We start from the raw sequence: 22191 nt of genomic DNA on the forward strand, positions 1-22191 counted from the left end.
GTCTCCGCACTGGTGCTCACCCGGGTGTCCCTCTCGGAGCACGCAGAGCCCACGGCACCCGGTACTGGTCGATCCGCAGATGGTCATGTGCTGATCTCCATGTCGCATTGGCAGCCTGCAGCCTGGTCGGCGTCGAGGTTCGCCCAGTCGCCGGGCCAGCGGGCGCCGTTGGAGAACGTGTCGCCGACGTCGACGGTCTCGCCGTCGAGCGCCGCGTGCTCCGAGCGGGGATTTCCCGAGTTGGTCCGCCAGGTCTTCTTCTTCGCGCCCGATTGCTTGGCTGCCTCCTGGCGCCCGAAGCCGAACGCCTCGGTGACCCGGCTGACCGCGATCTGTGAGGCTCGCGCCGTGGTCAGGTTCTCGAAGACGTTGCGGATCTCGTCTGCGTTGGATGCGGATGCCACCGCGCTGAAGGTGGAGTCGTTGATCTGGCGTGCTGTGTTGCGCCCCATCGTCGACATCCACCCAGCGAAGCCGCCGTCGTCGAGATCCAGGCCGAACCGCGATAGCACCTCACGTGAGGAATCCAGCGCAGCGGATAGCCCCAGGGAGGCCAGCAGTCGGGCGAGCTCGCGATCCGAGGATTCCCGGTCGATCGCTCGGGCTCCGCGCCCGGTGTACTCCGCCAGAACCTCCTCCTGCTGATCAGCGAAGAACCGAGACAGAGCCCGCTCGTGGGCCGTCACGTGCCGCTCTCGCATCGACGGCGAGCGCGTCGCGGCTCCTGCGCTGCGGCGTGCCCGTTCGGGCTCGTCGAAGGTGCCTGCCGGCACCATGTTCAGCGGATGCAGGTAGACGTCGCCGCCGTCGACCGGGGACTCGTCCTCCTTGCGGAGAATGTCGTTGGTCGAGAGCCAGCCCCACTGCTTGCCGATGGCGTAGGCGTCGTAGCGTGTCTTGATGTCGCCGCGTTCCAGGGCGGCGGCGTTGAACTTCACGTACAGGTCGGACTCGGCGAACAGCCGGTTCAGGACGCGCTCCAGTCGGACGATCCACGGCATGAGCGAGTAGCGGACGAACGCGACACCCTGCTCGGCGATCCCGGAGCCCCACGAGGTGGAGCGCTCCACGTCGCCGATCAGGTGTGGAGGCACGAAGAAGATGTGCCCTGCGATGGTCGAGGACGTGTACTTCTGCGTTTCCAGGAACTGGGCTTCGGCCGGCGGCAGGCCGACGTTCTCCCAGCTGACTCCGCCTTCAAGCACCGCGGGCTTATGCGACTTGCCGAATCCGCCGTGCGATTCGTTCCACTGCTGGTTCAGTCGGTCGAACTGCTCGTCAGTCAACGAGCCGTCAGTGGTGAGGACGCCGCCGGGCAGGGCGCCGCGTGCGAAGAATCCGGCGCCGTACTCCTCGGCCGCGAATGCGGTGCCGATCTTGGTGCGGGCCAGGCCGATCGGGGACAGCCCCCAGTTGCCCATGCCGAATGCCCGGAAGTGCAGGATGCGATCCTGCGGCACAGCACGCTTCTGCCCGGGCGTGAAGCCGGGCACGTACTCCGCGCTGTTCAGCGTGATCAGGTAGGACAGCTTGCCCGAGGCGGTGCGCTTCATCTCCACCGAGGTCGGGGCGATCGGCCACAGACCCTTGGTGCGGCCATCGCCGCCGATCTCCCGGTAGGCGATGCCGTTGCCGCGCAGCAGCATCCAGCCGACCATGCCTCGGAAGAACTCTCCAGCGTCCACGTCAGGATTCGGGCGGTCCGTCAGCAGTGGGATCAGCGGATGGTCTCGCACCTGCTCGCGTCCGTTCGCGGTGCGCCGGTAGACGTGGACTGGCAGCTGAGCGATGGCCTCCGAGATCAGTCGCACGCAGCCGTAAACGGCGGAGACCTGCAGTGCCCGCTCTGCGTCCACCGCGACCCCGGCTGCCGTGGAGGTGCCGCCGAGTCGAGGCATGCGGCCCCGCTTCACAGGATCAGAGGCAGAGAAGAACTCGCGAAGAATCGGCACATCAGCCTCCTCTCTTGGGCAGGTTGCCGATCGCGATGAGGACGAGACCGGCGAGGATCAGGGCGGCTGGAATGTAGATCAGGGCGACCCCGGCCACAGCTAGCCCGGCGCCGAGGAGTTCGAGCCTCGATTGCGTCTTCTCAGACATGCGCTCAGCCTCCTAGTTGCCGGATCCTCGGCTCGGGTTTCTTCTCCACGGGGCGGTCCAGGCACCACAGGGCGCCGGTGAAAGCGATCAGCGGGGAGACGTCCACCGGGGATTTGCGTCTGTCCCAGAGGAAGCTGCCGCCGTCGGTGAGTTTCGGTGTCGCAGTCGCAGCGGCCACATCGACCACCGGTTGCGGGAAGTGCCGGAATCCGTTGTCACGGACCGCGTCATAGAACTTGCCCGTCCCGGAGGTCAGCTCCGGGCCGGACCAGGACACGACCGGAAGACCTGCTTCCTCCAGCTGCGGCATCAGATCTGACACCGGGGCGCCGCGAGTTTGGCCGGTCACCGCGTCGATGATCTCGGCGCGCTCAGTCAGCCAGTCGATGACCCAGCCGGTGCCCGCCGATTCAGAGACCGAGCGGGACGCCACCAGCTCCACCTGCGGGAACCCGTCGGCGTCCCGGCCAGCGAAGGCGATGTGCGCCCGGCCGCGGTCGACCGCGATGTCCACGCAGGCGACGACGTTGCCGACGATCTGCGGCATTTCCTCGCCCGGATGATCCTCGGCGACCCACTGGCCGGCCTCCCACGCGCCCGGCGGGAACGGGCCTTCCAGCGACCCGTCCGACCACTGGCACAGAACCTCGGTTCGGAACACCCACTCCGGGTCTGTCTTGGCCGCAGACATCAGGGACCGCTCAGTGACCAGGCCATGGCCCAGCGACGGGTTCGCCTGCGCCCAGCCCTCGGGGTCCATGACGTCGCAGCCCGGCGGCGCCGACCACTCGAAGATCCCCAGCGACTCATCGCCGGTGGACGCGCTCGACTCCTCGGCGTCGTCCATGCCGGGAACGCCTTCCGCCGGCAGCAGCGACTCCGGGTCGTCGTCAGCGTTGATCCCGTCGGGGTCACCCAAGGGCTTGTGGGCCATCTTCCGCAGATAGCGCAGCACGACCGAGGTCGCGTCGCCGGCGTTCGACATCGCCCACACCTGGGCGTTCGGGCGGGCGATCGTCGTCTTGGTGATCGCGCCCCAGGCATCCCAGGTCTGATGCTCGCGCAGCTCGTCGAGCATGATCAGATCACCCGAGAGACCACGGCCCGCTCGGCGGTTCGCGGCCTTGACCTTGTACCGCTCCCCCGACTTCAGCCGGATCGTCTTCTTGCCGTTGACCATGATCGGCTTGTCAGCCAGCTCGGCGAGCTCCGGGGTCTCCTCGATGATCTCCAGGGCGCCGTCCCAGACCTCCTCGGCCGTGTCCAGATCCTGCGCCGTGCCCAGGATCAGATTGATCCCCAACATGTAGAGCATGAACAGGGCCAGCACCTGCGACAGGGTCGACTTCCCCTGCTGGCGTGCTACCAGCACGACGACCGTGCGGAAGCGGAACAGCGGAACATCCTTGCCGCGGCGGTGCATGTTCTTCACCGTCACCCCGGGCGAGAGTTCCAGGGCATGGATCAGCAGCCACTTCTGCCACGGGTACAGCGTCACGTCGCAGACGTTCTCCGCGAACCTGATCGCCGCGAATCCCAACGAGGTGTTCTCCGTCAGCGGCCGCAGCGGGCGCGTCCACACCCGGGGAACCTCAGAGCCCCGCAGCTTCTTAGACTGCCCGGAGCCCCGTGTCTTTGCGGAGTTGCGCGAGCTTGCCACCCGAGCCCCCCTTATCCTCCTTGTCCAGCTTCTGGCGAGCGATCGGCGTCAGACCCAGAGCGTCGAGGAACTTCAAGAACGTTGGCAGCGTGACATTGTCGTTGTGGGGCACGGTGGGCCTGTCGCCACTCTCGGACGCATCCTCTTTCGCCCACTGCACGATCACGTCCCAAGCGTCGATCTTGTCGGCCAGAGCGCGAGCCGCGGCGATGGTCCCGGCGTCAGTCTCGGTCAGGTGGTCAGCAGCTTCGACGGCGTCCTCGAAGGCATCTCGCACGTCACCCACTGTCACCACCGCCTCGATGTCGAACCCAGCCCCTCGCCGAAGACAGCAGGCCAGCCAGGGAACCGCCGGACGCCGTCGGCATCGTCGAAACTCTCCAGCCAGTGCTTCACCCCGGCCTGCTCCCTCGGCACATCCCGGCCTCGGCTGCGCACCCGGCGCATCAGCTCCTCGCGTGGCGCCGAGAGCAGGAACGTGTCGGTCGCTCGGACCATGCGCGCAGCACGCCGACGTGCCGACGAGGTCGCCGCCGAGCGGATCACCACAGCACGAGCGCCGGCGTCATCGGCCAGCCGCTTCAGTGCGTCCGTGAAGTGCCGCTCCGAGAGCCACTCCGGGTCGTCGCGGTCGTAGACTGTGAGCCCTGAGCGCCGGGCCTCCGTGGTCTTGCCCGCACCAGGCGGGCCACAGAGCAGGACAACCTGACGCACAGGATCACCGCCATTCTCAATAAGACTTGCGGGGCGACTTGACAACAGGTATCACGCACACGCATGTGCGACCCCCCTATGCCCCTCGGGGGAGGGAGGCCGCTAAACCCCCGCTGTTGCCGCCCCCTTGGGCTTCAGAGTTTTGACCCGCCCCTCCCCTTTTCGCCGCGCTGTGATGCCGTCAGGGCATCGGGTCGGACGATTTTCTGAGGATCGCCCCAGATTTTTCGGCGGCTTATTGAGAATGGCGGGGCTACCACTGGCGCGATGTGTGGCCGATGTTCACGGTCGCGGTCTTGCCTTCAGCCTTATTGCAGGACAGATGCGCAGGACTCCAGTTCGCCGGATCCCACGTGAGGTGCGGGAACAGGGCGCGTGACTTGACGTGCTGGACGGAGCAGCCGTCGGGGTCAGTGGAGGGCAGGTCGTAGTCGATGGGCTGCTTGCAGATGCAGCAGGGTTCGCCGCGTGCTCGGCCTTTGCGCTTGACCTCGTCGAGCGCACGGGCGGCGCGGCGTCCGTTCCAGGCGGGGGTGCTTCGGCCGTCGGTCATGGCACCATCCCCCCTGTGTTTTTCGGTGGGGGTGCACCCTCCCCCCCCCTCCAGTTTCTGGCGAGGGTGGGGGTGTGCCCCGGTCGCGCCTTCCCCTGCGTCGACCGGGGCACTGACTCCCAGAACCACCTGTGAAAGGAACATCGCCGGACATGCGAAAGGCCCCATCCCGATCCGGGAGAGGGCCTTTGGATACACGTCTGCTTGAACCGAGACCAGATTAACACACGTCAGGCGGCCTCGCTCAACAGCCCGATCAGCACGTTGAAACCTGGGTCAGCTGCGTGCCAGCGCGCCTCGCACTCGGCACAGGTGATGTCCCAGTCTATGGTCGGCCTCAGTCCCCCACTCGCGTCCCAGACGCCAGCAGTCAGGGCCGCCTTCCGGTCGCCGTTCTCATTGCAGATCCAGGTGACGCCGCAGGCAGGGCAGGCCTTCCTCAGAGGCCGACGCGCTGGTGCCGGGTCGACGATCTGATGGATGCTGTCGATCATGTCACGCGTGACCTGCACCAGGTGCGCGACGATCTCGGGGCGGTCCTCCTGCGCCCAGCGGTCCAGGATGACATCGAGAGGCCCAGTGAGCCCTGACCTCTCGGCCTCCTCCTGCTGTGCGGTGTGGAGCAACTGCAGCTGCAGCTCGACGGCGTCTGTGTTGATCGGCAGTGGGCTCTCGCTACTGCCACCCTGCCCGCCGCCTGATGGTTGGACCTCCCCGGCCAGCTGGTCGAGCAGCGCGGGCCGCTGGACCAGCCGGCCATCTGCTCGCTTGGCGAGGTGGGCGCGGATGAGCTGGTGGATGTTCTGAGGGAGCGTCATGGGCTCGTTCATGGGGCCTCCGTGGTGCGTGTGGGCATGAGAAAGCCCCCGCCGCTGGTGAGCGACGGGGGCCTCGTGTGTCGGGCTAGGTGGTTAGAGTCTCGTTAGCTCGCCCCGTAAGCCCGGCGCGAATCACGCAGGAGATCCGCCGGGCGTACGTAGGTGGGATTGCGAGACTCATCCGAGGGCTGTTTGTCGAGCTGCAATTCAGCGTAGGGAATGATCTGTCGGGCTGCGAGCTCCACGCAGTGCGGGGCCACCACATCGAGCGTTTCGGTCGACGCCCGTGCCACGGGTGAGTACCAGCGCTCGCTCAAAGCCTCCGTACTATTGGTCCACTCGATCCACTTTTCGCGGAGCTGGCTCGACGTATTATGCGAGTCGCTGGCGATGAGTTCTTGAACGTGCAACTCCGTCAGCTTGTCGAGGAACGGCATGAGCCGGCTCGTCTCCCTGAGGTTCTGGTACGCCTTGTCCTGGTCGTTCTCGGTCCGCTTCCAGAGTTCTCGATTCGCCAGCCAGACGATCTCAGGGATGGTGTCGATGTGCCAGTAGGTGTCTGTCGTCATGCGTGCGTCCCCTTCAATTGACGGTGCTTCACCTCACAGTGAGGTGCTTCCAGCGTACGAGGGCCAACTGACGTTTCGAAGTCGCGGGCGGAGTGTCAGAACGGCCGGTGCATCTTCCGCCATGCTCTGGCGTCGCCTCGGATCTCGTCCGCGGCCTCGAGTGCGGCGAACCATGCCATCGCGGGCCATGCCCAGCAGCGAGTGATCAGGTGGGCGCCCATGCGACTCTCCCGTGTCGTCCCGAACCGCAGGAGCGCGCCGCCGATCAGGACCACGATGATCCCGGCTGCGTAGGCTGCGGCGATGCCGGTCATGATGTTCAGTGCGATGTCCATGTCTCCTCCTGGGTGATGGTGAGGGTGATGCCGGGCGCGTGCGGCCGGGCGTCACCTTCCCTCGGGTCTGGTCCGGTGAGGTGTGCGTTGGTGTCGTCGGGGATGACCTGCGCGTCGACGAGCCCGTCCATGACTGCTTTGAGGGTGGGGACGAGGTTGTGGGCGTCGTAGGCGTGCCTGGTTTTCTTGTGCACGTGGGCGGTGACGTGGATCCGCTGGTAGGGGCCGATCCGGGCTGTGCGGGCCATGAGTCCAGCGGTGCGGCGCCATTCCTTGGTCCGGCGTGCCCTCGGCGCCCAGTGTTCGCGCTGGTTGGCGTTGATCCAGTCGGCGGGCTGCGGGATGAACAGTTCAGGCATGGTTCTTGCCCATGCGCTCGCGGATCTCCTCGCGGAGGTAGTACGCGCCGATGCCGCATCGACCTTCGGTGTTGAGTAGGGCGATGAGGTTCGCGGTTCGCTGCTCGTGGGCGAGGGCGAGGGTGGCCTGTGCCTGCGAATCCAGCGCGACGGCGAGCATCGTCGCGTCAGTCTCCCCTTCGGATTCCATCCACTCTCGCAGTGCTTCGGTGCTGTACTCAGCGTCTGCGGCGTGGCGATTGCCTGGAATGGTCGTCATGTGGTGCTCCTACTCGTTTCAGTTGGCGGTCGCGTAGTCGTTCTGGTGGTCGTCGTCGATGATCGTCGCCAGGTACTCGACGAGGTCGCGGAACCCCGGTTGCAGGGCGTCGAGCGTGCCGCCGACATGAGCGAAGATCCAGCCGGCGGCCTCGGCGATGGCGTCGGTGTACGCCTTGGCCTGCGCCGCGAGATCGGCGAACGCGTCTCTGGTGGCCTGCTCGCGGGCACGCTCGTCGAGCAGCTCGGATGCGCGGGTCATGTAGAGCTCGGCCACGCGGGGCTGTCCGGTATCGAGGCAGTGTCTGGCGCGGGTGATCAGGTCGTCTGGGGTGTGCGGGATCGTCATCTCGTGTTCCTCCTCGTGAAGCCGATGCGGGGTCGGCTGCGGTCATCCCATCCGTCGTCGAGGTCGTCCTGTGTGCGGGCGATGCCTCCGCGGAGCTCGAACGGCTCGGGGTGTCCGGCGTGCTCGGTGGTGGACTCGGCGCCCTGGGGTTGTCCGGGGTCGTCGGCGGCGTCGGTGATTTGGTCGGCGTGCGCTTCGACGAGGCGGCACACGGCGCGGTAGAGACGGATCATGCGGCGGCTCCTATCGGGTTGCGGCTGATGCGGCGTCCGGCGGCGAGGTAGCGGCGGGCGCGTACGTTGGCGGCCCGTGCGGCGGCCTCGAACGTGCGATGGGTGCTGATGTGACCGGCGCTGTCTCGTTAGGCTGTGACGTGCCACCGGACGGCCTTGTGTGGGCGTGCTCGTCGTGGGACGGCCCAGAGTGTGGCTTTGTGGCCGTCGGTTCCGGTGGCGGTGATCCCCCCAGGCGGGGTGGGCGTTGCTGGTGTGCTCGGCGACTACGGATAGTCCGCCGTATCGAACCGTCCTGCGTGATTCGAATGAGCTTCCTTTCCAGTGCTTGCATGTATATACACACCGCGCTAGTCTGTATATACATGCACCGATGGAGGCAGAAACGATGACGAACAAAATCAATGTCGAGACGCTCACCCCGACCGAACACTGCCCCGTCGAGGGCACGCACCCGATGAACTTCAAGATGGCCTTTGCCGACCAGGCCGCACTTGAGGTCTCCCGTGTCCTGTCGGGAGAAAGCACGTGGCTCACCGACAAGACAGTGAGCGACCTCACCGCCCCCGGTGGCACCGAGGACTATGCCGTCGCCGAGGCAATGGCGCGGGCGCGACTCGGCGGGTTCACCGACTTCTGGTTCGAGGAGATCCCGCTCGAGGTCGCCCGGCGCATGGTGCTGATCCGCGAGTGGGAACGAAAGCGGGAAAGTGAGGGCCGCTAATGCCCACCCCGCTCCGAGCGGTGCGCATACCCTCCAAGATCTGGGAACCGGCCCTAGCAAGAGCCAAGGCCGAGGGGCGCACCCTGACCGACGTGATCCGCGAACATCTGGCCGAGTACGGCCAAGAACCTCAAGAAGACGAATAGCCGAATGGCCCCGCACCTACCCGGTGCGGGGCCATTGTGTGTCCTCTAGGGCACGAGTCGGCCCCGCCGTCCCGATGAGGGGCAACGGGGCCGTGGTGTGGGTGTTGCCAGAGTCAGCGTCGGACTACGAGTGCGGAGAAGATGGTGACGGTAGCCGTATTGAATCGGGCCACAGCGCCAACCCAGGCTTCGTGACGCGACGCATGTTGGCGATCATAGAAGCGCGAGGCGCAGAGCTCGGGGCCAACGAGTCAATGAGCACGACTCCCAGACTACGGCTCGAGCGCTTCTTCAATTGCCTGCTGGTAGACGTTCAACGGCGGCATCACGCCCGGACCGGCGAAAGCTTGGGCAACCTGCCCGACATTAGTTGTGTGGACATTCTGGAGTATCAGGGGCTGGGGCTGCCCCAGGAGGAGGTTCGAGGTGTCGAGATCATACGACATGAAGGTGATGCTGCTCGACTGCAACGGGTACTGGAGCAGCACATTCTGGCCCCCCAGACGGCTCATGACCTTGTCGAACACCGGCGTCGGTGTCACGAAGAACAGGCCCTTGAGGCACAACTGTTCGCGTTGAAGCACATTCCCCTTGTAGATCAGCTGGGGCAGGATCCGCTTGTTTACGTTCTCCCAGTTGAAGCCTGCTGTTGCCTTTTCGACTCGCCTCGCCGGATCGAGCAACTTGCGACGCGCATCCTGATAGTTGCCCGTTGTGTCGATCGACTGGACCTCGATAGCGACGAACTCGACGAGGTTCCCACCGGAGTCGACCCGGGCGAGGATCCAGTCGACGAAGTAGGCTCCGGTTCCCTGCCGCTGCGGGAGGTGAAGCTCTCCTCCCCAACGCTTGCCGAAGACAGCTACGACTTCGGAGTTCCTGTGACGGGCCTCGACGACAGCTGATGCGCCAGCTTTCAGTGGGAGACCGGGCGCGAACGCCCTGTCGGCGACGTCGCGCAGGATTCGGTAGTCATCCGCGTACAGGCGGATCGGGCAACAGATTACCGGGCTATTCGTGGCCGGCTTGAGCGTGCAGACCCCTGCAATGGTCCCGTCGCGTAGCGTCTTCGTGCAGGTGTCATCCATAAACGGGCACCGAGCCCGTTGGGCAGCCTCGATCGCCTCTTGCGAATCGTCGTCCGAGCGGTAGCCGAAGAACTCGTGGATCGTGGTCGCCACTAGGCTGTGGCTTCCTCATTGGCGGCGATGCGACCCTCGGCTGCGCGCAGCAACCCCACTACCTGATGGGCGATTGCCTCGGCCAGCTTGACGGGCACTGCGTTTCCGATCTGCCGACCCTGCGCCGTCTTGGACCCCTTGAGGATCCAGGTGTCGGGGAAGGACTGAAGGCGGGCCGCCTCGCGGACCGTCAGCTGTCGCGGCTGGAACGGGTGAATCGGCGGGTGGAATCCGGCCAGATGATTGCCCTTTGGGCCGTACCCTCCTCCCGCTCGGATGGTAGTCGCTGGCTTGTCCGGATCCAGTCGAGCACGCCGGTAGTTCGGGTCTGTCTCGCCCGGCCCGAGCTCGCTCCATCGCTCGGCCACGTGAGCCGCGTGCTTAGGAGGGGTGTGGCTCCAATCCTCATCAAACTCGCCGTCGATGTCGGCGATAGCGTCTCGGACCGTCACATGCTTTCGGGCGTGCGTCGGCTCCGGCAGCGACGGCTTCCCCTCGCGCAGGCCGATCACGACGAGACGGCGACGCGCCTGAGGGACGCCGAAATCTGCGGCATTCAGCACGCCGTACGCGAATTGGTACCCCTGAGCCTCGAGCCCCGACATGATGCCGGTGAGGTGGTCGCCGTTCTTTTTGTGCGTCAGTGCCGACACGTTCTCCAGCACCATGGCTCGCGGCTTGAGTCGCTCGACTACGCGCATGTATTCCTTCCAGAGGAAGTTGCGCGGGTCGTTCGGGTCGCCCTTGCCAGCGGACGAGAAGCCCTGGCACGGCGGCCCGCCGATCACGATGTCCACGCCGCGCATCGACGGATTGTAGTCGCAGATATCGCCTTCGAATACGTTCCACTCAGGCCGGTTGTGGCGAAGGGTCTTGCATGCCTCGAAGTCGTTGTCGACGGCCGCGATGGTCTCGCAGCCGGCGGCCTCGAATCCGAGATCAAGGCCGCCGCATCCGGTAAACAGCGAGACCACTCGGAGCGGTTCCTCGGCGGCGGGGGCACTCTGCTTTCGATTCGACTGCCAGTCACTCACAAACGCCATCCTTTCACGGCTGACCCGACATGCACTGCATTTGGCTTAGATCGCCCTGGGTGTCGTTCCGCTGGGCGGTAGCGAGAGCAGTCTCGCACGAGCTTGGACATGGCACTTGGTCGCGACGGTGTGGGCTGGGTGCCTGGCCGAGCAGGTGATGGTGAAGCTGCTCATGGGGCCCTCCTGCGGGCATAGGTAGATCCCTGTGCGCCGCTCTCAGCGCTTGCAGGGCTCGGGGTGTGTGGTTGTGCGACTCGGGGCGTATGGGACCTGGAGCGGTCAGAACAGGGCGGGCTGGGCGACGGTCTCGCCCAGCTGAACCTCGTGGTGTGGTGCTTCCTCGTCCTGGACGCCCTTCGGCGGCCTACCGTGGACGCGCCGGTAGTCAGCGATGTAGTGGGCCAGGTCTGGGTCGCTGGCGTCCCGGATGGGCCGGTGCCGGTCGTTCAGCAGCGCCCACGTGTAGACCGCGTCATGGTTGTTCCGGCGTGCCTGTTCCTGCTCCCAGACCTCGCGGGCGACGGCACCTGTGGCTGCGCGCTTCTCGACGATCCACCGGTGCATGGCGACCTGGTCGCGGCAGAAGTCGAGGTAGGTGCCGCCGTATCCGCCGGCTTTCTTCATGTGCCGCCATGTCTGGGGCGCCTCGCTGCCTTCCTCAGCGGCGGCCAGGTGATTCTCCGCCAGGAATAGGTTCGTCTCGGGGCTGCCACCGGGGTGCGTGTAGGGGATCCTCACGGTGCCCGGCACCTCGTCGGACTCGCGGAGATGTACCTCGGGGGTCGTCCAGGGCCGGCGCCACCGGTGCGGCGGGTGCGCCTCGGAGCCGGGTGGGCGGCCCGGCCACTCGTGGTCGTGATCGGCTGCGGTGGTCACGTGGTGCCCTCCTCGTCGACGCGGCCGCCGATGCGGTCGAGCTTGTCGCGGAGCTCCTCGGGCATCGGCGTGCCCTGTGGCTTCGGGAGCTCCCCCAGCGCGGCCCGCTTCGCCTCCGACTGGACACGGGTGGTGATGAGGATCCGGCGGCACTCTGCCGCAGTCAGTACCGGCGCCTTGTCGATCGCGAGAACGCCGTAGTAGTGCTTGATCCCCCATCGGACCTGTTCGGGGGTGAACTTCCTCAGCCCGTGGTGCCACACCTCGGCGAGCGCGGGGATCTCCTCGGCGGCGATGACGCGGGCGTCGATCTGCGCCAGGTAGGTGACGGCGGCCTTGGCGTCGGCTTCGGTGAACTGGTCGGGGCGGTCGGTCATCGTGTGATCCTCCTCGGCTCGTCGGGGGTGGGGGCGTCGAGCATGAACGGGTTGTCGGCGGCGGCGCGCTGCTCGTCCCAGCCCTCTGTGCGGGAGAGCCAGGCGCGGCCCGCGTCGAGCCGCTGCTCGGCGCTGGTGCGTCGTGGTCCGCCATCGCGCTTCTGGAATTGGTGAGCGTTGGTCAGCCACGTGTAGAAGCTCCGTGACCAGTCGACTTGTCGGCGGTCGTTGGCCTTGGCGTGGTTGACGAACTTCTCGGCCTCGAGGTTCAGGTCGACGCCGAGCTCGTGGGCTCGGGTGGCGTGCGCCTCGGTGGGGGTCCAGTCGTCGGGGATCGGCCGGGCGGGCTTGCGTCGCCCCTTGCTGCTGCTCATGTCGGCGCTCGCGCTTGCGCGTGCGTCGCTCATCCCTACTTCAGTAGGGATGGGTACGGGTACGGGTACGGGAGGATTCGGGGCCGATTCGTCCTTGGCTGATGCGGACCCGATCGGCACCTGATCCTGACCCGATCGGGTACCTGATCGGGTACCCGACTCGGCGGTGCAGAACTCACAGTCGGGAGCGACCACGCCGCGCCCGACGTGCCAGCGCAGATGATTGCCTCGGGCGGCTCCGGTGGATTCGGCGCCGCGCTTGGCCTCGACTGCCTCCCGTGTGGGTTGGTAGTCCTGCCAGTTGCGGAACGTCCATCCAGTGTCGGTCTGCTCCCACAGGCCGGCCTCGACGAGCTCGTCGGCCTCGGCTGTGGTGCCTCCAAGTCGCCGCAACTGGCCCGGGGTGATCGCTCCGTCGGTGAGGTAGTCGGCGCACCAGGAGCCGGCGACGGTCCACACGCCGACGGCGGCGAGCGAAAGCTCGGCGACCTTCGGGTGTCCGTGGAACTTGTCGTCGACCTTGAACCAGGTCATGCGGGACTCCTCTCGTTGAGTTGTTCGGGTCGGCGGAAGCCGCCTTGCCAGCGGCGAGCTCGGGCGATGGCTTGGATGCTGAGCTCGTCGATCCCGTACTCAGTTGCCAGTCGGGTCAGCACCCGGTGCATGTCGTCCTTGTGGGCTGCTGCGCCGGCGCCGCATGAGCAGCGGAATGAGTACCCGTGCACGGGCCGCCGGCGGAGGTTCATGTCTGCTTCGGGTGGGTCGCACGCCCAGCCGCCGAAGTCGACGACGACAGCGACCTTGCGGGGCGGGTGCCCGGCTGAGCAGGTGATGGTGAAGGTGTTCACGCGGCCCTCCTGCGGGTGTGCTGATTGCCGCGGCCGGCGAGCGGATTTCGAGTCATGCCGTGGTTGCGGCCGGTGAGGACGTCCCAGGCGTGGTCGATGCCGCGGGCGGTGTCGCGGTGTGGGTTCTTCCGGCCGTTGAGGACGTTGCTCAGCGTGCTCGGGGCGCATCCGGCGAGCTCGGCGATCTGGGCGAGTGTCCAGCCGAGCCCTTGCAGTGCTGCGATGCGGTCGCGGACCTTGTCGGCGTCGTCTCCGGTGATAGTGAGGTGGCCGTGGTATCCGACTTGTCGGGTCCAGCGGCGCTGTTGTGCGGATGCGGCGTCCTTGCAGGGTCGGCACCTGCAGCCCTTCACCTTGTAGCCGGTGAGGTCGCCGCGGCCGATTGGGCAGGTGGTCATGGTGTTCTCCTGGTGGGTACGAGTCGGCCCCGCCGCCCGGTTGAAGGGCGGCGGGGCCGGTGATCGTCAGTGATGTTCAGTGAGCCGTCAGCGACGATCACTGACGGCGGGAGCGGATCGCGAGCGTGGCGCCGATGATGACGCCGACGAAGTTGATCGCCACCCATGCGGCGGCGATGATCGCGACCGCGGTGAGGATGCTCATTGCCAGCCGCCCCACTCCCCCGAGGGCTGGCCGCCCCAGGTGTCGGCGGGTTGGGCCTGCTCGGCGGGCCGGCCGCCGCCGGTGGAGGCACCGGCACCGTTGAAGCCGCCTCCACGCCCCTGCCGCTGGACGCTCGCCGTGGCGAACCGCAGGGACGGGCCGACCTCGTCAACCTGCAGCTCCCAGGCGGTGCGCCGGTTGCCTTCCTTGTCCTCGAAGCTGTTGGCCTGCAGTCGCCCCTGGGCGACGAGGCGGGTACCCTTCGCCAGCGACTCGGCGACGTGCTCGGCGAGCTCGCGCCAGACCGTGCACCGGACGAACAGCGCTTCGCCGTCCTTCCACTCGTTGGCCTGCTTGTCGAAGTTTCGGGGCGTGGACGCGATGACGAAGTTCGCGACGGCCACACCCGAGGGCGTGAAGCGCAGCTCTGGATCGGCGGTGAGGTTCCCGACGACGGTGATGATGGTTTCGCCTGCCATGTGGTCAGTTCTCCTGTGTGGTCTCGCCGGTGGTGAGCAGCTGCAGCAGCCGGTCGCCCTCGGCTTCGGTGATGTCCTTCCAGCCGGTGAGGGTGCGTCCGAGCTGGTCGGATGCCCAGCCGGGCACGGATCCGACGTTCTGCTGCTCGGCGAGCTCGTGGATCTCTGCCCAGGTCTGTTCGGTGATCGGCGCGGTGTCGTGCACGCCGCCGGGAAGGTCTGGCTCGGGCTCCTCGGCGGGCTCCGGCTCCGGTGCGGGGTCGGGCTTCGTCTCGGTCTTCGTGGTGGTCTTCGCCTTGGACCGGGTCTTGCGCTTCACGGTGGCGGCCGGCTGTTCCTCGACGGTCTCGCCGAGGTCTTCGAGCTGGCCCTCCTCGACGCTGTAGGGCATGCCCAGCAGGACGTCGGCGAACATGGTGCGGCACGCCTCGGCCTGTGCCTTGGCGGTGAGCATCGCGATCGGGTCGCGCTGGTAGAGGGCGTTGCCGGTGTATCCGGCCTGCTTGGCGCGGTCCATGTCCCATGTGAACGTGTGCCACTCGCGGGAGCCGCGTCGCCTTGCCCGGACGGTGACGCTGTTCTGGTCGGCGTGGGTGCGCTCCACCTCGTGTCCCTGGCCGACGGCGAGGCCGACCATGGTGCGGGCGTACATGGCGGGGCGCCCGTACACCGGGAAGATGTTCTGCACTGCGGTCAGCGGGTCGAGGCCGATGGACTTCCCGGCGAGGATGACCACGCCGACGTCGGCGGCCAGCTTCTCGGGGGCCTTGTAGTTCTTGCCCTCCTTGCGCAGCGCGTCGGGGATCATCCCGGATTCGGCGAGCGCGTTGCCGAGCTGGCGGGCGGCGCCGAGCTCTGCGGCCCAGTCGCTGATCTGGATGACGCTGGCCGGTGCGGCGTGTGGGGCAGGGATGGCGAGCTGGTCGCCGGCGTGCTTCTGGATCTCTGTCATCAGGTTCTCCTGTTCAGGCGGCGGTGGCCGCGTTCGGTGCGGTGAGTGGTTCGGTGATGAGTCGGTCTCGGAGCTTCTTTGTCTTGGCCGTGTAGGCGGCGGCGAGGAACCAGCCGTACTGAGTCGCGATCTCTGCGGGGTTCCCGGCGAGCTGGTAGAGGCTGGTCCCCAGGGGCTTGCCCTCGTAGCGGGCGGCCTCTCCGTCGCGGTGGAGCGGGGTCACGTGGGCGACGTAGGTCGCGTGCACCTCAGGCATCGGCTGCTCGGCGCCGTCCTGGTCGAGGTAGAACTCCGCCCGCGAGTAGGCGGCGGTCTGCATGGCGGTCTCGCCGTAGACGCTCTTGGAGGTCTTGAGGTCGATCTGCACCAGCTCGCCGTCGGCCAAGTACGGGGACCGGCATAGCAGGTCGAACGTCCCGGCCCACCAGTCGGCGCGGGACGCGCACGGCCGCTCGAACAGGGCCGGTTCGATCTCCCAGGCGTCCAGGAACTCCGCGTACCCCTCGATATAGGAGCCGTGGAGCGGGTCTGCCGTGGTGACTTCCCCGGTCTGGTGCAGCCGCTCCGCGAGGTCATGAACGGCCGTGCCGGTGATGCCAGCGGTGTCCTTCGCCTGCTTGTGGGCCATCTTGGCCTCGCGGATGATCGAGTCGTCGGCGAGCGTGGCGAGCGCGGCCTTATTCTCTGCAGCCCACTCGCCTGCCTTCGTGGCCGCCCACCAGATCAGGGCGTCCTTCGGGGTGCCGCCAGCGATGAGGCCGGTGACTCCCCGGACGGGGCGACCGTCGAGCCGGTAGCGGTGGTTCTCTGGGTTGAACTCCAGGCTCATGACTGGTCCTCCTGGTGGCGGGTCTCTCGGATGCGGTCGTGCGGGATGCGGGGCGCGTCGTGGCCCTGCCAGCGGGGCTCGCAGGTGACGGTCTTGGAGTTGACCCGGCGGACGGTGTCCCAGACCGAGATGCCGTGCACCCGGTGCCGGATGAGGTCACCGGGGCGGAGCCGGTCGAGATCCACGGTGGCGTCGGCGTCTGCTTCCGCCTCCTTCTGCTCGCGGCCCAGCTTGGCCTCCAGGTTCTCGACCTTCACCCGGGCGCGGTCGGCCTCCTGGGCGGCGTCGAGCGCCCGGTCGGTGAGGGCGGACGACTGGGCGACCTGCCGGGGTGTGCTGCGGCGGCGGATGCCGGAGACGGCGCCCGGGTCGTCTGTGCCGACGCCGAGGTGCCGCTGGTAGTAGTCGGAGCGTGCCTGCGCCCGCTGGTGGTACTCGCGGGCCTCGGCGAGCTTCTGCGCGGTGGTGGTCATGCAGTCTCCTCGGTCAGGACTTCGTCGGGGCAGGGCTGGTGTGGCTCGGTCTCCCATGAGCCCGTGTCGAGGTCGGAGGAGATGACATGCGCCGCCTCGGGGATACCGCTACTGGCGCCGGAGGCTCCAAACCCGATCTCCTCCGACTCGCCGCTGTCTGGGTCGATCCGGTGAATCGTGTAGTCAATCCGGTACTCGCTCATGGCTTCTCCTCGGTCAGGCTGTCGATGAACCCGTAGACCTGCTTGTGGGCTTTCCTCCAGTCGTGTCGGGCCTCCGCGAGCTGGTCGAGCAGGTTCGGCCCGGGCGTCCTGCCCTCGGCCTCGCACCAGAGCTCGTCAGACTCCAGTGCGCGGAGGGCAGCGGACGCGTTGGCGAAATCCGCGACGTAGCCCTTCAGGATGTGTGCTGCTGAGTTTCTGATGGTCATGTCTTCCTCTCAGGTGGTGGTGTTGTCGCCGATCAGCCCGAGCAGGCCGACCGTGGCGAGTGCGGCACCGGCAAGCGCGGTGCCGGCGTCGTGGAAGTGGGTCACGTAGACGGCGACGCCGATCACGGCCAGCGGCGCCCACAGGCGCAGCTTCCGGCGGACGTGTGCGGGGCGGTGGCGTCGGGTCAGGTGAGAGTGCGGATTCATCGGCCCTCCTCCATCTCCCAGAGCCGCTCTGCGTGGGACTCCTGGTCGTCGGCGAGATGCTCGGCGCACAAGCCGTCACCCTCGGAGCGCTCCGGGCAGCCGTCCCACTCGCACGGACGCGTGTGCCACATCGGTGTCGTGAGGCGCATCGGTCATTCCTCCTGGTGTGCGGCGATCACCGCGAGCAGGTCGACGGCGGCACGGTTGGCGGCGTCGAGGCGGGTCGGTGTCATCTGCGCCCCGTAGCGCTGGGATGCCTGCATGACGCTCCATAGGGCGGCCTTGATCTCGGTGTCGCCGCTGGTGAGTGTCGGGGTGGTGTCGATCGGGGTGTCACAGCACATCGGGTGTGCTCCTCTCATGCGGCGGCGGGGCGTCGGCGGATGCCCGCGACGATGTCGCCGGGCTCGTCGGTGTGGCTGATCGCCTTCACGAGCAGCAGGGCCTCCTCGTGGGTGGGCATCCGGGTGAACGCGTCGTGTCGGCGCTGGTGGAGCTTCACGACGCGTCGGAGGTCGCTGGGGCGGATGGACGGGTTGACCTCTTTGATGCGGTTCTCGACCGCTGTGCGGCTGATTTTGGGCATGACTGATCTCCTGCCCGCCGAGACGCGAACGTCAGGGATATACGGGCTGATGTGAGGGTGGTGCGGTGATGGTGGTGCGCGAGTGCGCGGGGTGATTAGGCGGCGTCGCTGAGCTTCTGCATGAGCTCGGCGCGGCGCTTGGAGTCCAGGACGGCGGGGCGTTCCGTGACGCGGCGCTCCCGGATCGCAGTGACGGCGTCCTCGGGGATGCGCCACTCACTGCGGGGCTTGTCGTCGGGCATCTTCCGTGCGCCGGGGAATCGCCCCTGACGGCACCAGACGCGGATGGTCTTGGCGGTGAATCCGAGGGCGTCCCCGGCCTCGGCGGGGGTGAGCCAGTGTGTTGCACTCATGCGGCGGCCCTCCAGGTGCGGATGACCCCGCCGTGTCGCGATCGGGCGCGGCTCGTGGTGAAGCCGACGGGCTCGATGATGCGGGCGATGCGAGCGGTGTTGAACGCCGAGCCGAACCAGTTGGGGTGGTCGGGTTCGCCGGTCATGAGTCGGAGCTCATCGGCGGTGAAGGTGGTGCCGTACTTCGCGGACCATGCGGCGAGCGCTTCGATTGACTCGCGGGCCTCAGCCAGCCACTCGGCCCGGGGGTCGGTGCTGATCGCTGCTGCAGTTGCCATGTCACGCGGCCGCCTCACCGTAGTAGTACTCGGTCAGCGCGGAGGGTTCGACGTGGAGGGCTGCGGCGATGCGTGCGATCTCTCCGACGCTCAGGTTCTCCGGGGCGTCCAGGCGGCGGCGGAGGGTCACGCGGGGGATGCCGGTGGTCTCAGCAAGGCTGTTCTCGCTGTGCCCGGCGTTGTCCATGAGGTCTCGGATGTGCTGTCCGAGTGCTGCTCTTTTGTCCATACGGACTACATTAGGCAAGTTTTGTCCGTACGGTCAACCTGGGGTTGAAAGTTGGCGTGTTGCTGTTGTCCAGATGGTCATAGACTGACTGCCATGAGTATCAAAGACCTGGACGAGTACGCACTGGCCTACCGGCGCGCCCTCGCCGCCGAGCTGCGCCACGAGCGCGAGACCCGCGGAGTCACCTACGACGCCATGGCGGCATATACCGGCATGCAGATCAAGACGCTGCACCGGTACCTCTCAGGCGAGCGAGACATGCCTTTCGGTCGGCTCCACGCGATCACTGACGCCCTAGACGTCAGTCTGCCCGCTGTGATGCGCAAAGTAGAGGAGCGCGTCCACCAGCCGTGAGGGGCTGACCCCCAGGCTTGCGGACACTCTCGTGATGTCCTCGATCGTCATCTCGCCCATCTCGTGACCCCTCATTCGTCGGTGCGATTCGAATGTATGTTCGAGCCTACAGGGCGGAGGTGACACTGTTGCAAGATTCACATGTCGTGCCTGTGACGCACCCTGACAGCGTGTCCCCACTGGGGACGGATACGCAGACTAACGCGGTCAATGGGTTCGATCAGGGCCAGTATGGCCGCCCCTTCACGCGGAGACTACTTCCCTGCAATGGCGCGGATCGTAGCGCTTTAGTCATGAGGTCCGGCAAGGCGGTTCGAATCCCTATGGGCGCACCGAAGAGACGAGCCTCGATCCTTGGCATGACAGGGATCGGGGCTCTTCTCATGCTCGGCGAAGGTTTCGATGGGCGACGCCGGTCCGCTCGTGCGTCCAGTCATCGCGCACGCGCACCCGATGACGCCGCCACTCCACACCTCGTCCGACGACGGACGAACGGAGCACGTGTCACCGAGTTCTGGACGCTCCGGGCCAGATCTGGTCCAAGATGTCCTTCCACGTGATGATGCCGACCGTCTTTCCAGGGGCCCGCACCACGGCGAATTGCTCACCGGCGGCTCGCATCTCCTGGAGGGCGTCGAAGACAGTGGTCCCGGACACCATCAGAAGCGGCTTGCGTGCCACGCGCTCGGCAGGCTCCTCAGGCCGCGCGCGCAGGGTGTCGCGCACGTGGACCACCCCGAGGCCAGCGGTCCCGGAGCGCCCCACCAGCACCCTCAGCCTCCCGGACGCCCGACACGCTTCCTGCACCTCCGCCATCGTGGCCCCGTCGCGAAGCGTGGGCACAGCCTGCTGCGGGGACTCGACGACGTCATCCACTGTCTGCACGCCAAGGGCCAGCAGATCCGAGATCTGGCGCCCGGACTCCCGGTCCAGCGTTCCGGCCTTCGTGGACCGTTCCACCAGGGTGCGAATGGTGTCTGAGTCGTAGCCGGCGACGGCGGCCCGATCCACAGGCTCGACACCCGCCGCTGCGACCAGACGGTTGGCCAAGCCGTTGATGGCCCGCAGCAGGGGACCCAGGATCGACACGATCACCTGGGCCGGCAGGGCGACGAGAGTCGCGGAGCGCTCCGGATCGGCGATCGCCCAGGACTTGGGCGCCATCTCCCCGACCACTAGATGCAGGAACGTCACCAGCAGCAGCGCCAATCCGAAGCTCACAGCGTCAGCGACCCATGCGGGCAGGAAGCCGAACACCGGCATCAGCAGATGATGGACTGCCGGCTTGGTCACAGCGCCGAGGGCGAATGTGCAGGCTGTGATGCCCAGCTGCGCGGCGGCAAGCATCAGCGTGAGCTGGTCCAGACCTCGGATCGCCGCGCGGGCCGAGGCGCTGTGCTGAGACTTCGTCTCCAGGCGGTGCCGCCGCGCGGCCAGCAGAGAGAACTCGATGACGACGAAGAACGCCGACAGCGCGATGACCACCACTGTGGCGATCGTTGGAATCAGCCACTCAGTCACAGCGTCTCCTCCCTGAGCTCGAGGACGACGGAGTGCGGCACGTGGCGGTCGAGGGATCTGATATCCGCCTCGAGGAAGCGCAGCACCGGCGTCGCTCCGGTCAGGGGCACTGCGCCGCTGTGCAGATCAATCCGCACGCGGTCACCTGGAGCAGGCAATCCCCCAGAGACGTGGATGATGAGACCCGACAGCGTCTCGAAGTCGCCCCGTGGCAGATCATATCCGATCGCCCGTTCCACCTCATCGACATGCACAGATCCGTTGACGTGCCACGTCGACTCAGCAACGGACACGATGTCCAGGGGGATCTCCTCATCATGCTCATCAGTCAGCTCACCGAGGACCTCCTCAGCGAGATCCTCCAGAGAGATCACGCCCGCGAACCCACCATACTCATCGATCACACACGCGAACTGTGTCCGCTGGCGTCGAAGTTCATCGACGGCGTCAGGCATAGTCATCAATGTCGGCAGGATGACAGGAGGCCTCATGAGATCCGAGACCGGCCTGTTCCACGGCTGCTCTGCGGCGAGGACATCGAGGAGATGAACCACCCCTACCGGGGCGTCTGACTCATCGATGACCGGATAGCGGGTGTGCTCCCGAGCCATGAGCTCACGAACGCCGTCGATCGTGGTCTCAGGCGTGACGACGCCCGCCCGAGAACGAGGAATCATGGCGTGCTCCACATCATGGTCAGGGAAGTCCAACAGACGGTCGAGCACGAGGAACAGATCCTCCGGGAGATCTCCGCTCTGTCGCGAATCGTCGACGATCTGTTCCAGGTCATCGGCATCGGCTGTGGAGTCGACATCATGAACGGGCTGAATCCCGAGCAGACGCAGGAGCACGTTGGCCGACCGGTCGAAGAACGTGATGAGCCACCCGAACGCCACCAGATACAGATGCGTGGATCCGGCGAGCCTCAAGGCAAGTACTGTGGGGTTCGCGATCGCGTAGTTCTTGGGGAAGAGCTCGCCGAAGATCATCTGTACCACTGTCGAGACGGCGAGGGCCACCACGGTTCCGGCGCCGACGGCCGCGGCCCGGGGGACGTCGACCAGTCCGAACAGGTCCCCCAGCGCCTCACCCACAAGGGGTTCTGCGACGTAGCCGACGAGCAGTCCAGTCACGGTGATGCCCAGTTGGGCGCCGGAGAGCATGAACGATGTGCGGTTGGTGACCTTCAGCGCCTTCGCGGCCGCAACCTCACCACTCGCGGCACGCGTCCTCAGCTGGTTCCGGTCCACCGACATGTAGGCGAACTCTTGGGCCACGAAGTAGGCGTTGGCGGCGATGATCAGCAGGATGACCAGGCATCCCACCAGCAGCAGGAGGAGGGTCGTCATCGACTGCCGCCCTCGATTGCCCAGTCGGAGGTCCCGGCAC

At 66.7% G+C, this 22191-nt stretch carries 37 protein-coding genes; 2 read left to right on the top strand and 35 right to left on the bottom strand.

All coding sequences use genetic code 11. The features are described 5' to 3' along the window. Positions 1-83: 83 nt before the first annotated feature. The 13 genes from BCY76_RS08085 to BCY76_RS08140 all read right to left on the bottom strand — a co-directional run bounded on the left by BCY76_RS08085 (position 84) and on the right by BCY76_RS08140 (position 7948). Positions 84-1952 carry a phage portal protein gene (locus BCY76_RS08085; protein ID WP_070158454.1) on the bottom strand — a complete coding sequence of 623 codons (1869 nt, stop codon included), beginning with the start codon at positions 1950-1952 and terminating at the stop codon, positions 84-86. A 1-nt stretch (position 1953) separates the two neighbouring features. Beyond that, entirely contained in the window at positions 1954-2100 is a 147-nt protein-coding gene (locus tag BCY76_RS18065) for a hypothetical protein (RefSeq protein WP_170922629.1), read from the bottom strand. Between the two features lie 4 nt (positions 2101-2104). Further along, a complete protein-coding gene (locus tag BCY76_RS08090) occupies positions 2105-3682 on the bottom strand; it encodes a terminase large subunit domain-containing protein (protein WP_083277203.1) in 1578 nt (525 codons plus the stop codon). Positions 3683-3710: 28 nt separating this feature from the next. After that, a complete protein-coding gene (locus tag BCY76_RS08095) occupies positions 3711-4037 on the bottom strand; it encodes a terminase small subunit (RefSeq protein ID WP_139827687.1) in 327 nt (108 codons plus the stop codon). Between the two features lie 11 nt (positions 4038-4048). Continuing rightward, on the bottom strand, positions 4049-4474 hold the full coding sequence (locus BCY76_RS08100) for a hypothetical protein (protein ID WP_070158451.1): 426 nt from the start codon (positions 4472-4474) through the stop codon (positions 4049-4051). Positions 4475-4727: 253 nt separating this feature from the next. Then, on the bottom strand, positions 4728-5027 hold the full coding sequence (locus BCY76_RS08105; RefSeq protein WP_070158450.1) for a hypothetical protein: 300 nt from the start codon (positions 5025-5027) through the stop codon (positions 4728-4730). 230 nt (positions 5028-5257) lie between these two features. After that, a complete protein-coding gene (locus BCY76_RS08110) occupies positions 5258-5857 on the bottom strand; it encodes a DUF7341 domain-containing protein (RefSeq protein ID WP_070158449.1) in 600 nt (199 codons plus the stop codon). A 92-nt stretch (positions 5858-5949) separates the two neighbouring features. Then, positions 5950-6414 carry a hypothetical protein gene (locus tag BCY76_RS08115; protein ID WP_070158448.1) on the bottom strand — a complete coding sequence of 155 codons (465 nt, stop codon included), beginning with the start codon at positions 6412-6414 and terminating at the stop codon, positions 5950-5952. A gap of 95 nt (positions 6415-6509) precedes the next feature. Next, positions 6510-6749 (bottom strand): hypothetical protein, encoded by a 240-nt coding sequence (locus BCY76_RS08120; RefSeq protein WP_070158447.1) that lies wholly within the window; start codon positions 6747-6749, stop codon positions 6510-6512. Beyond that, a complete protein-coding gene (locus tag BCY76_RS08125; protein WP_070158446.1) occupies positions 6734-7108 on the bottom strand; it encodes a hypothetical protein in 375 nt (124 codons plus the stop codon). Before BCY76_RS08125 ends, BCY76_RS08120 begins: the two co-directional genes overlap by 16 nt. After that, complete coding sequence (locus tag BCY76_RS08130) at positions 7101-7367, bottom strand: hypothetical protein (protein ID WP_070158445.1); 267 nt, start codon at positions 7365-7367, stop codon at positions 7101-7103. Before BCY76_RS08130 ends, BCY76_RS08125 begins: the two co-directional genes overlap by 8 nt. 18 nt (positions 7368-7385) lie before the next feature. Further along, entirely contained in the window at positions 7386-7715 is a 330-nt protein-coding gene (locus BCY76_RS08135; RefSeq protein WP_070158444.1) for a hypothetical protein, read from the bottom strand. Further along, positions 7712-7948, bottom strand: a complete 237-nt coding sequence (locus BCY76_RS08140; RefSeq protein WP_070158443.1) for a hypothetical protein — start codon at positions 7946-7948, stop codon at positions 7712-7714. Before BCY76_RS08140 ends, BCY76_RS08135 begins: the two co-directional genes overlap by 4 nt. 373 nt (positions 7949-8321) lie before the next feature. On the opposite strand from BCY76_RS08140, the gene BCY76_RS08145 reads away from it, so the two are divergent. Next, positions 8322-8672 carry a hypothetical protein gene (locus BCY76_RS08145; protein WP_139827688.1) on the top strand — a complete coding sequence of 117 codons (351 nt, stop codon included), beginning with the start codon at positions 8322-8324 and terminating at the stop codon, positions 8670-8672. A 418-nt stretch (positions 8673-9090) separates the two neighbouring features. Here the strand turns inward: BCY76_RS08145 and BCY76_RS08150 are convergent, their stop codons facing one another. The 20 genes from BCY76_RS08150 to BCY76_RS08240 all read right to left on the bottom strand — a co-directional run bounded on the left by BCY76_RS08150 (position 9091) and on the right by BCY76_RS08240 (position 18927). Continuing rightward, on the bottom strand, positions 9091-9999 hold the full coding sequence (locus tag BCY76_RS08150) for a NotI family restriction endonuclease (protein ID WP_085437506.1): 909 nt from the start codon (positions 9997-9999) through the stop codon (positions 9091-9093). After that, on the bottom strand, positions 9999-11033 hold the full coding sequence (locus BCY76_RS08155) for a DNA cytosine methyltransferase (RefSeq protein ID WP_170922630.1): 1035 nt from the start codon (positions 11031-11033) through the stop codon (positions 9999-10001). The genes BCY76_RS08150 and BCY76_RS08155 overlap by 1 nt, the downstream gene beginning before the upstream one ends. 279 nt (positions 11034-11312) lie before the next feature. After that, a complete protein-coding gene (locus tag BCY76_RS08160; RefSeq protein ID WP_070158440.1) occupies positions 11313-11909 on the bottom strand; it encodes a hypothetical protein in 597 nt (198 codons plus the stop codon). After that, positions 11906-12286, bottom strand: coding sequence for a hypothetical protein (locus tag BCY76_RS08165; RefSeq protein WP_070158439.1), 381 nt, complete (start codon positions 12284-12286; stop codon positions 11906-11908). The genes BCY76_RS08160 and BCY76_RS08165 overlap by 4 nt, the downstream gene beginning before the upstream one ends. Next, positions 12283-13194: a hypothetical protein gene (locus BCY76_RS08170; protein WP_085437508.1), complete on the bottom strand. Its 912-nt coding sequence runs from the start codon at positions 13192-13194 to the stop codon at positions 12283-12285. The genes BCY76_RS08165 and BCY76_RS08170 overlap by 4 nt, the downstream gene beginning before the upstream one ends. After that, a complete protein-coding gene (locus tag BCY76_RS08175; protein WP_070158438.1) occupies positions 13191-13508 on the bottom strand; it encodes a hypothetical protein in 318 nt (105 codons plus the stop codon). Before BCY76_RS08175 ends, BCY76_RS08170 begins: the two co-directional genes overlap by 4 nt. Next, a complete protein-coding gene (locus BCY76_RS08180; protein WP_070158437.1) occupies positions 13505-13906 on the bottom strand; it encodes a helix-turn-helix domain-containing protein in 402 nt (133 codons plus the stop codon). Before BCY76_RS08180 ends, BCY76_RS08175 begins: the two co-directional genes overlap by 4 nt. A 201-nt stretch (positions 13907-14107) precedes the next feature. Then, on the bottom strand, positions 14108-14590 hold the full coding sequence (locus BCY76_RS08185) for a single-stranded DNA-binding protein (RefSeq protein ID WP_070158436.1): 483 nt from the start codon (positions 14588-14590) through the stop codon (positions 14108-14110). 4 nt (positions 14591-14594) lie between these two features. Continuing rightward, positions 14595-15542: a hypothetical protein gene (locus BCY76_RS08190; protein WP_070158435.1), complete on the bottom strand. Its 948-nt coding sequence runs from the start codon at positions 15540-15542 to the stop codon at positions 14595-14597. A gap of 13 nt (positions 15543-15555) precedes the next feature. Beyond that, positions 15556-16371, bottom strand: a complete 816-nt coding sequence (locus tag BCY76_RS08195) for a hypothetical protein (RefSeq protein ID WP_070158434.1) — start codon at positions 16369-16371, stop codon at positions 15556-15558. After that, entirely contained in the window at positions 16368-16844 is a 477-nt protein-coding gene (locus BCY76_RS08200) for a hypothetical protein (RefSeq protein WP_085437510.1), read from the bottom strand. Before BCY76_RS08200 ends, BCY76_RS08195 begins: the two co-directional genes overlap by 4 nt. Beyond that, positions 16841-17047 carry a hypothetical protein gene (locus BCY76_RS08205; protein WP_070158432.1) on the bottom strand — a complete coding sequence of 69 codons (207 nt, stop codon included), beginning with the start codon at positions 17045-17047 and terminating at the stop codon, positions 16841-16843. The genes BCY76_RS08200 and BCY76_RS08205 overlap by 4 nt, the downstream gene beginning before the upstream one ends. Continuing rightward, positions 17044-17274, bottom strand: coding sequence for a hypothetical protein (locus BCY76_RS08210; RefSeq protein WP_070158431.1), 231 nt, complete (start codon positions 17272-17274; stop codon positions 17044-17046). The genes BCY76_RS08205 and BCY76_RS08210 overlap by 4 nt, the downstream gene beginning before the upstream one ends. Positions 17275-17283: 9 nt before the next feature. Beyond that, complete coding sequence (locus BCY76_RS08215) at positions 17284-17481, bottom strand: hypothetical protein (RefSeq protein WP_070158430.1); 198 nt, start codon at positions 17479-17481, stop codon at positions 17284-17286. Beyond that, positions 17478-17630 carry a hypothetical protein gene (locus BCY76_RS18070; protein ID WP_170922631.1) on the bottom strand — a complete coding sequence of 51 codons (153 nt, stop codon included), beginning with the start codon at positions 17628-17630 and terminating at the stop codon, positions 17478-17480. Before BCY76_RS18070 ends, BCY76_RS08215 begins: the two co-directional genes overlap by 4 nt. 3 nt (positions 17631-17633) lie before the next feature. Then, positions 17634-17825, bottom strand: coding sequence for a hypothetical protein (locus tag BCY76_RS08220; RefSeq protein WP_070158429.1), 192 nt, complete (start codon positions 17823-17825; stop codon positions 17634-17636). Between the two features lie 14 nt (positions 17826-17839). After that, positions 17840-18067 carry a hypothetical protein gene (locus BCY76_RS08225; protein WP_085437511.1) on the bottom strand — a complete coding sequence of 76 codons (228 nt, stop codon included), beginning with the start codon at positions 18065-18067 and terminating at the stop codon, positions 17840-17842. Positions 18068-18162: 95 nt separating this feature from the next. After that, the gene (locus tag BCY76_RS08230; protein ID WP_070158428.1) at positions 18163-18420 is read right to left on the bottom strand and encodes a helix-turn-helix domain-containing protein; all 258 of its coding nucleotides are present in this window, start codon (positions 18418-18420) and stop codon (positions 18163-18165) included. Beyond that, positions 18417-18698, bottom strand: coding sequence for a hypothetical protein (locus tag BCY76_RS08235; RefSeq protein ID WP_070158427.1), 282 nt, complete (start codon positions 18696-18698; stop codon positions 18417-18419). The genes BCY76_RS08230 and BCY76_RS08235 overlap by 4 nt, the downstream gene beginning before the upstream one ends. A gap of 1 nt (position 18699) precedes the next feature. Then, positions 18700-18927, bottom strand: coding sequence for a helix-turn-helix domain-containing protein (locus tag BCY76_RS08240; RefSeq protein ID WP_083277201.1), 228 nt, complete (start codon positions 18925-18927; stop codon positions 18700-18702). 93 nt (positions 18928-19020) lie between these two features. Between BCY76_RS08240 and BCY76_RS08245 the strand changes: the two genes are divergently transcribed. Beyond that, on the top strand, positions 19021-19281 hold the full coding sequence (locus tag BCY76_RS08245; protein ID WP_070158425.1) for a helix-turn-helix domain-containing protein: 261 nt from the start codon (positions 19021-19023) through the stop codon (positions 19279-19281). A 504-nt stretch (positions 19282-19785) separates the two neighbouring features. Here BCY76_RS08245 and BCY76_RS08250 read toward each other — a convergent pair. Next, positions 19786-20802 carry a CNNM domain-containing protein gene (locus BCY76_RS08250; RefSeq protein WP_070158424.1) on the bottom strand — a complete coding sequence of 339 codons (1017 nt, stop codon included), beginning with the start codon at positions 20800-20802 and terminating at the stop codon, positions 19786-19788. Continuing rightward, complete coding sequence (locus tag BCY76_RS08255; protein ID WP_070158423.1) at positions 20799-22151, bottom strand: hemolysin family protein; 1353 nt, start codon at positions 22149-22151, stop codon at positions 20799-20801. The genes BCY76_RS08250 and BCY76_RS08255 overlap by 4 nt, the downstream gene beginning before the upstream one ends. Positions 22152-22191 lie beyond the last annotated feature (40 nt).

The sequence above is a fragment of the Nesterenkonia sp. PF2B19 genome, assembly GCF_001758425.2.
In the GTDB taxonomy this organism is placed as follows: Bacteria; Actinomycetota; Actinomycetes; order Actinomycetales; family Micrococcaceae; genus Nesterenkonia; species Nesterenkonia aethiopica.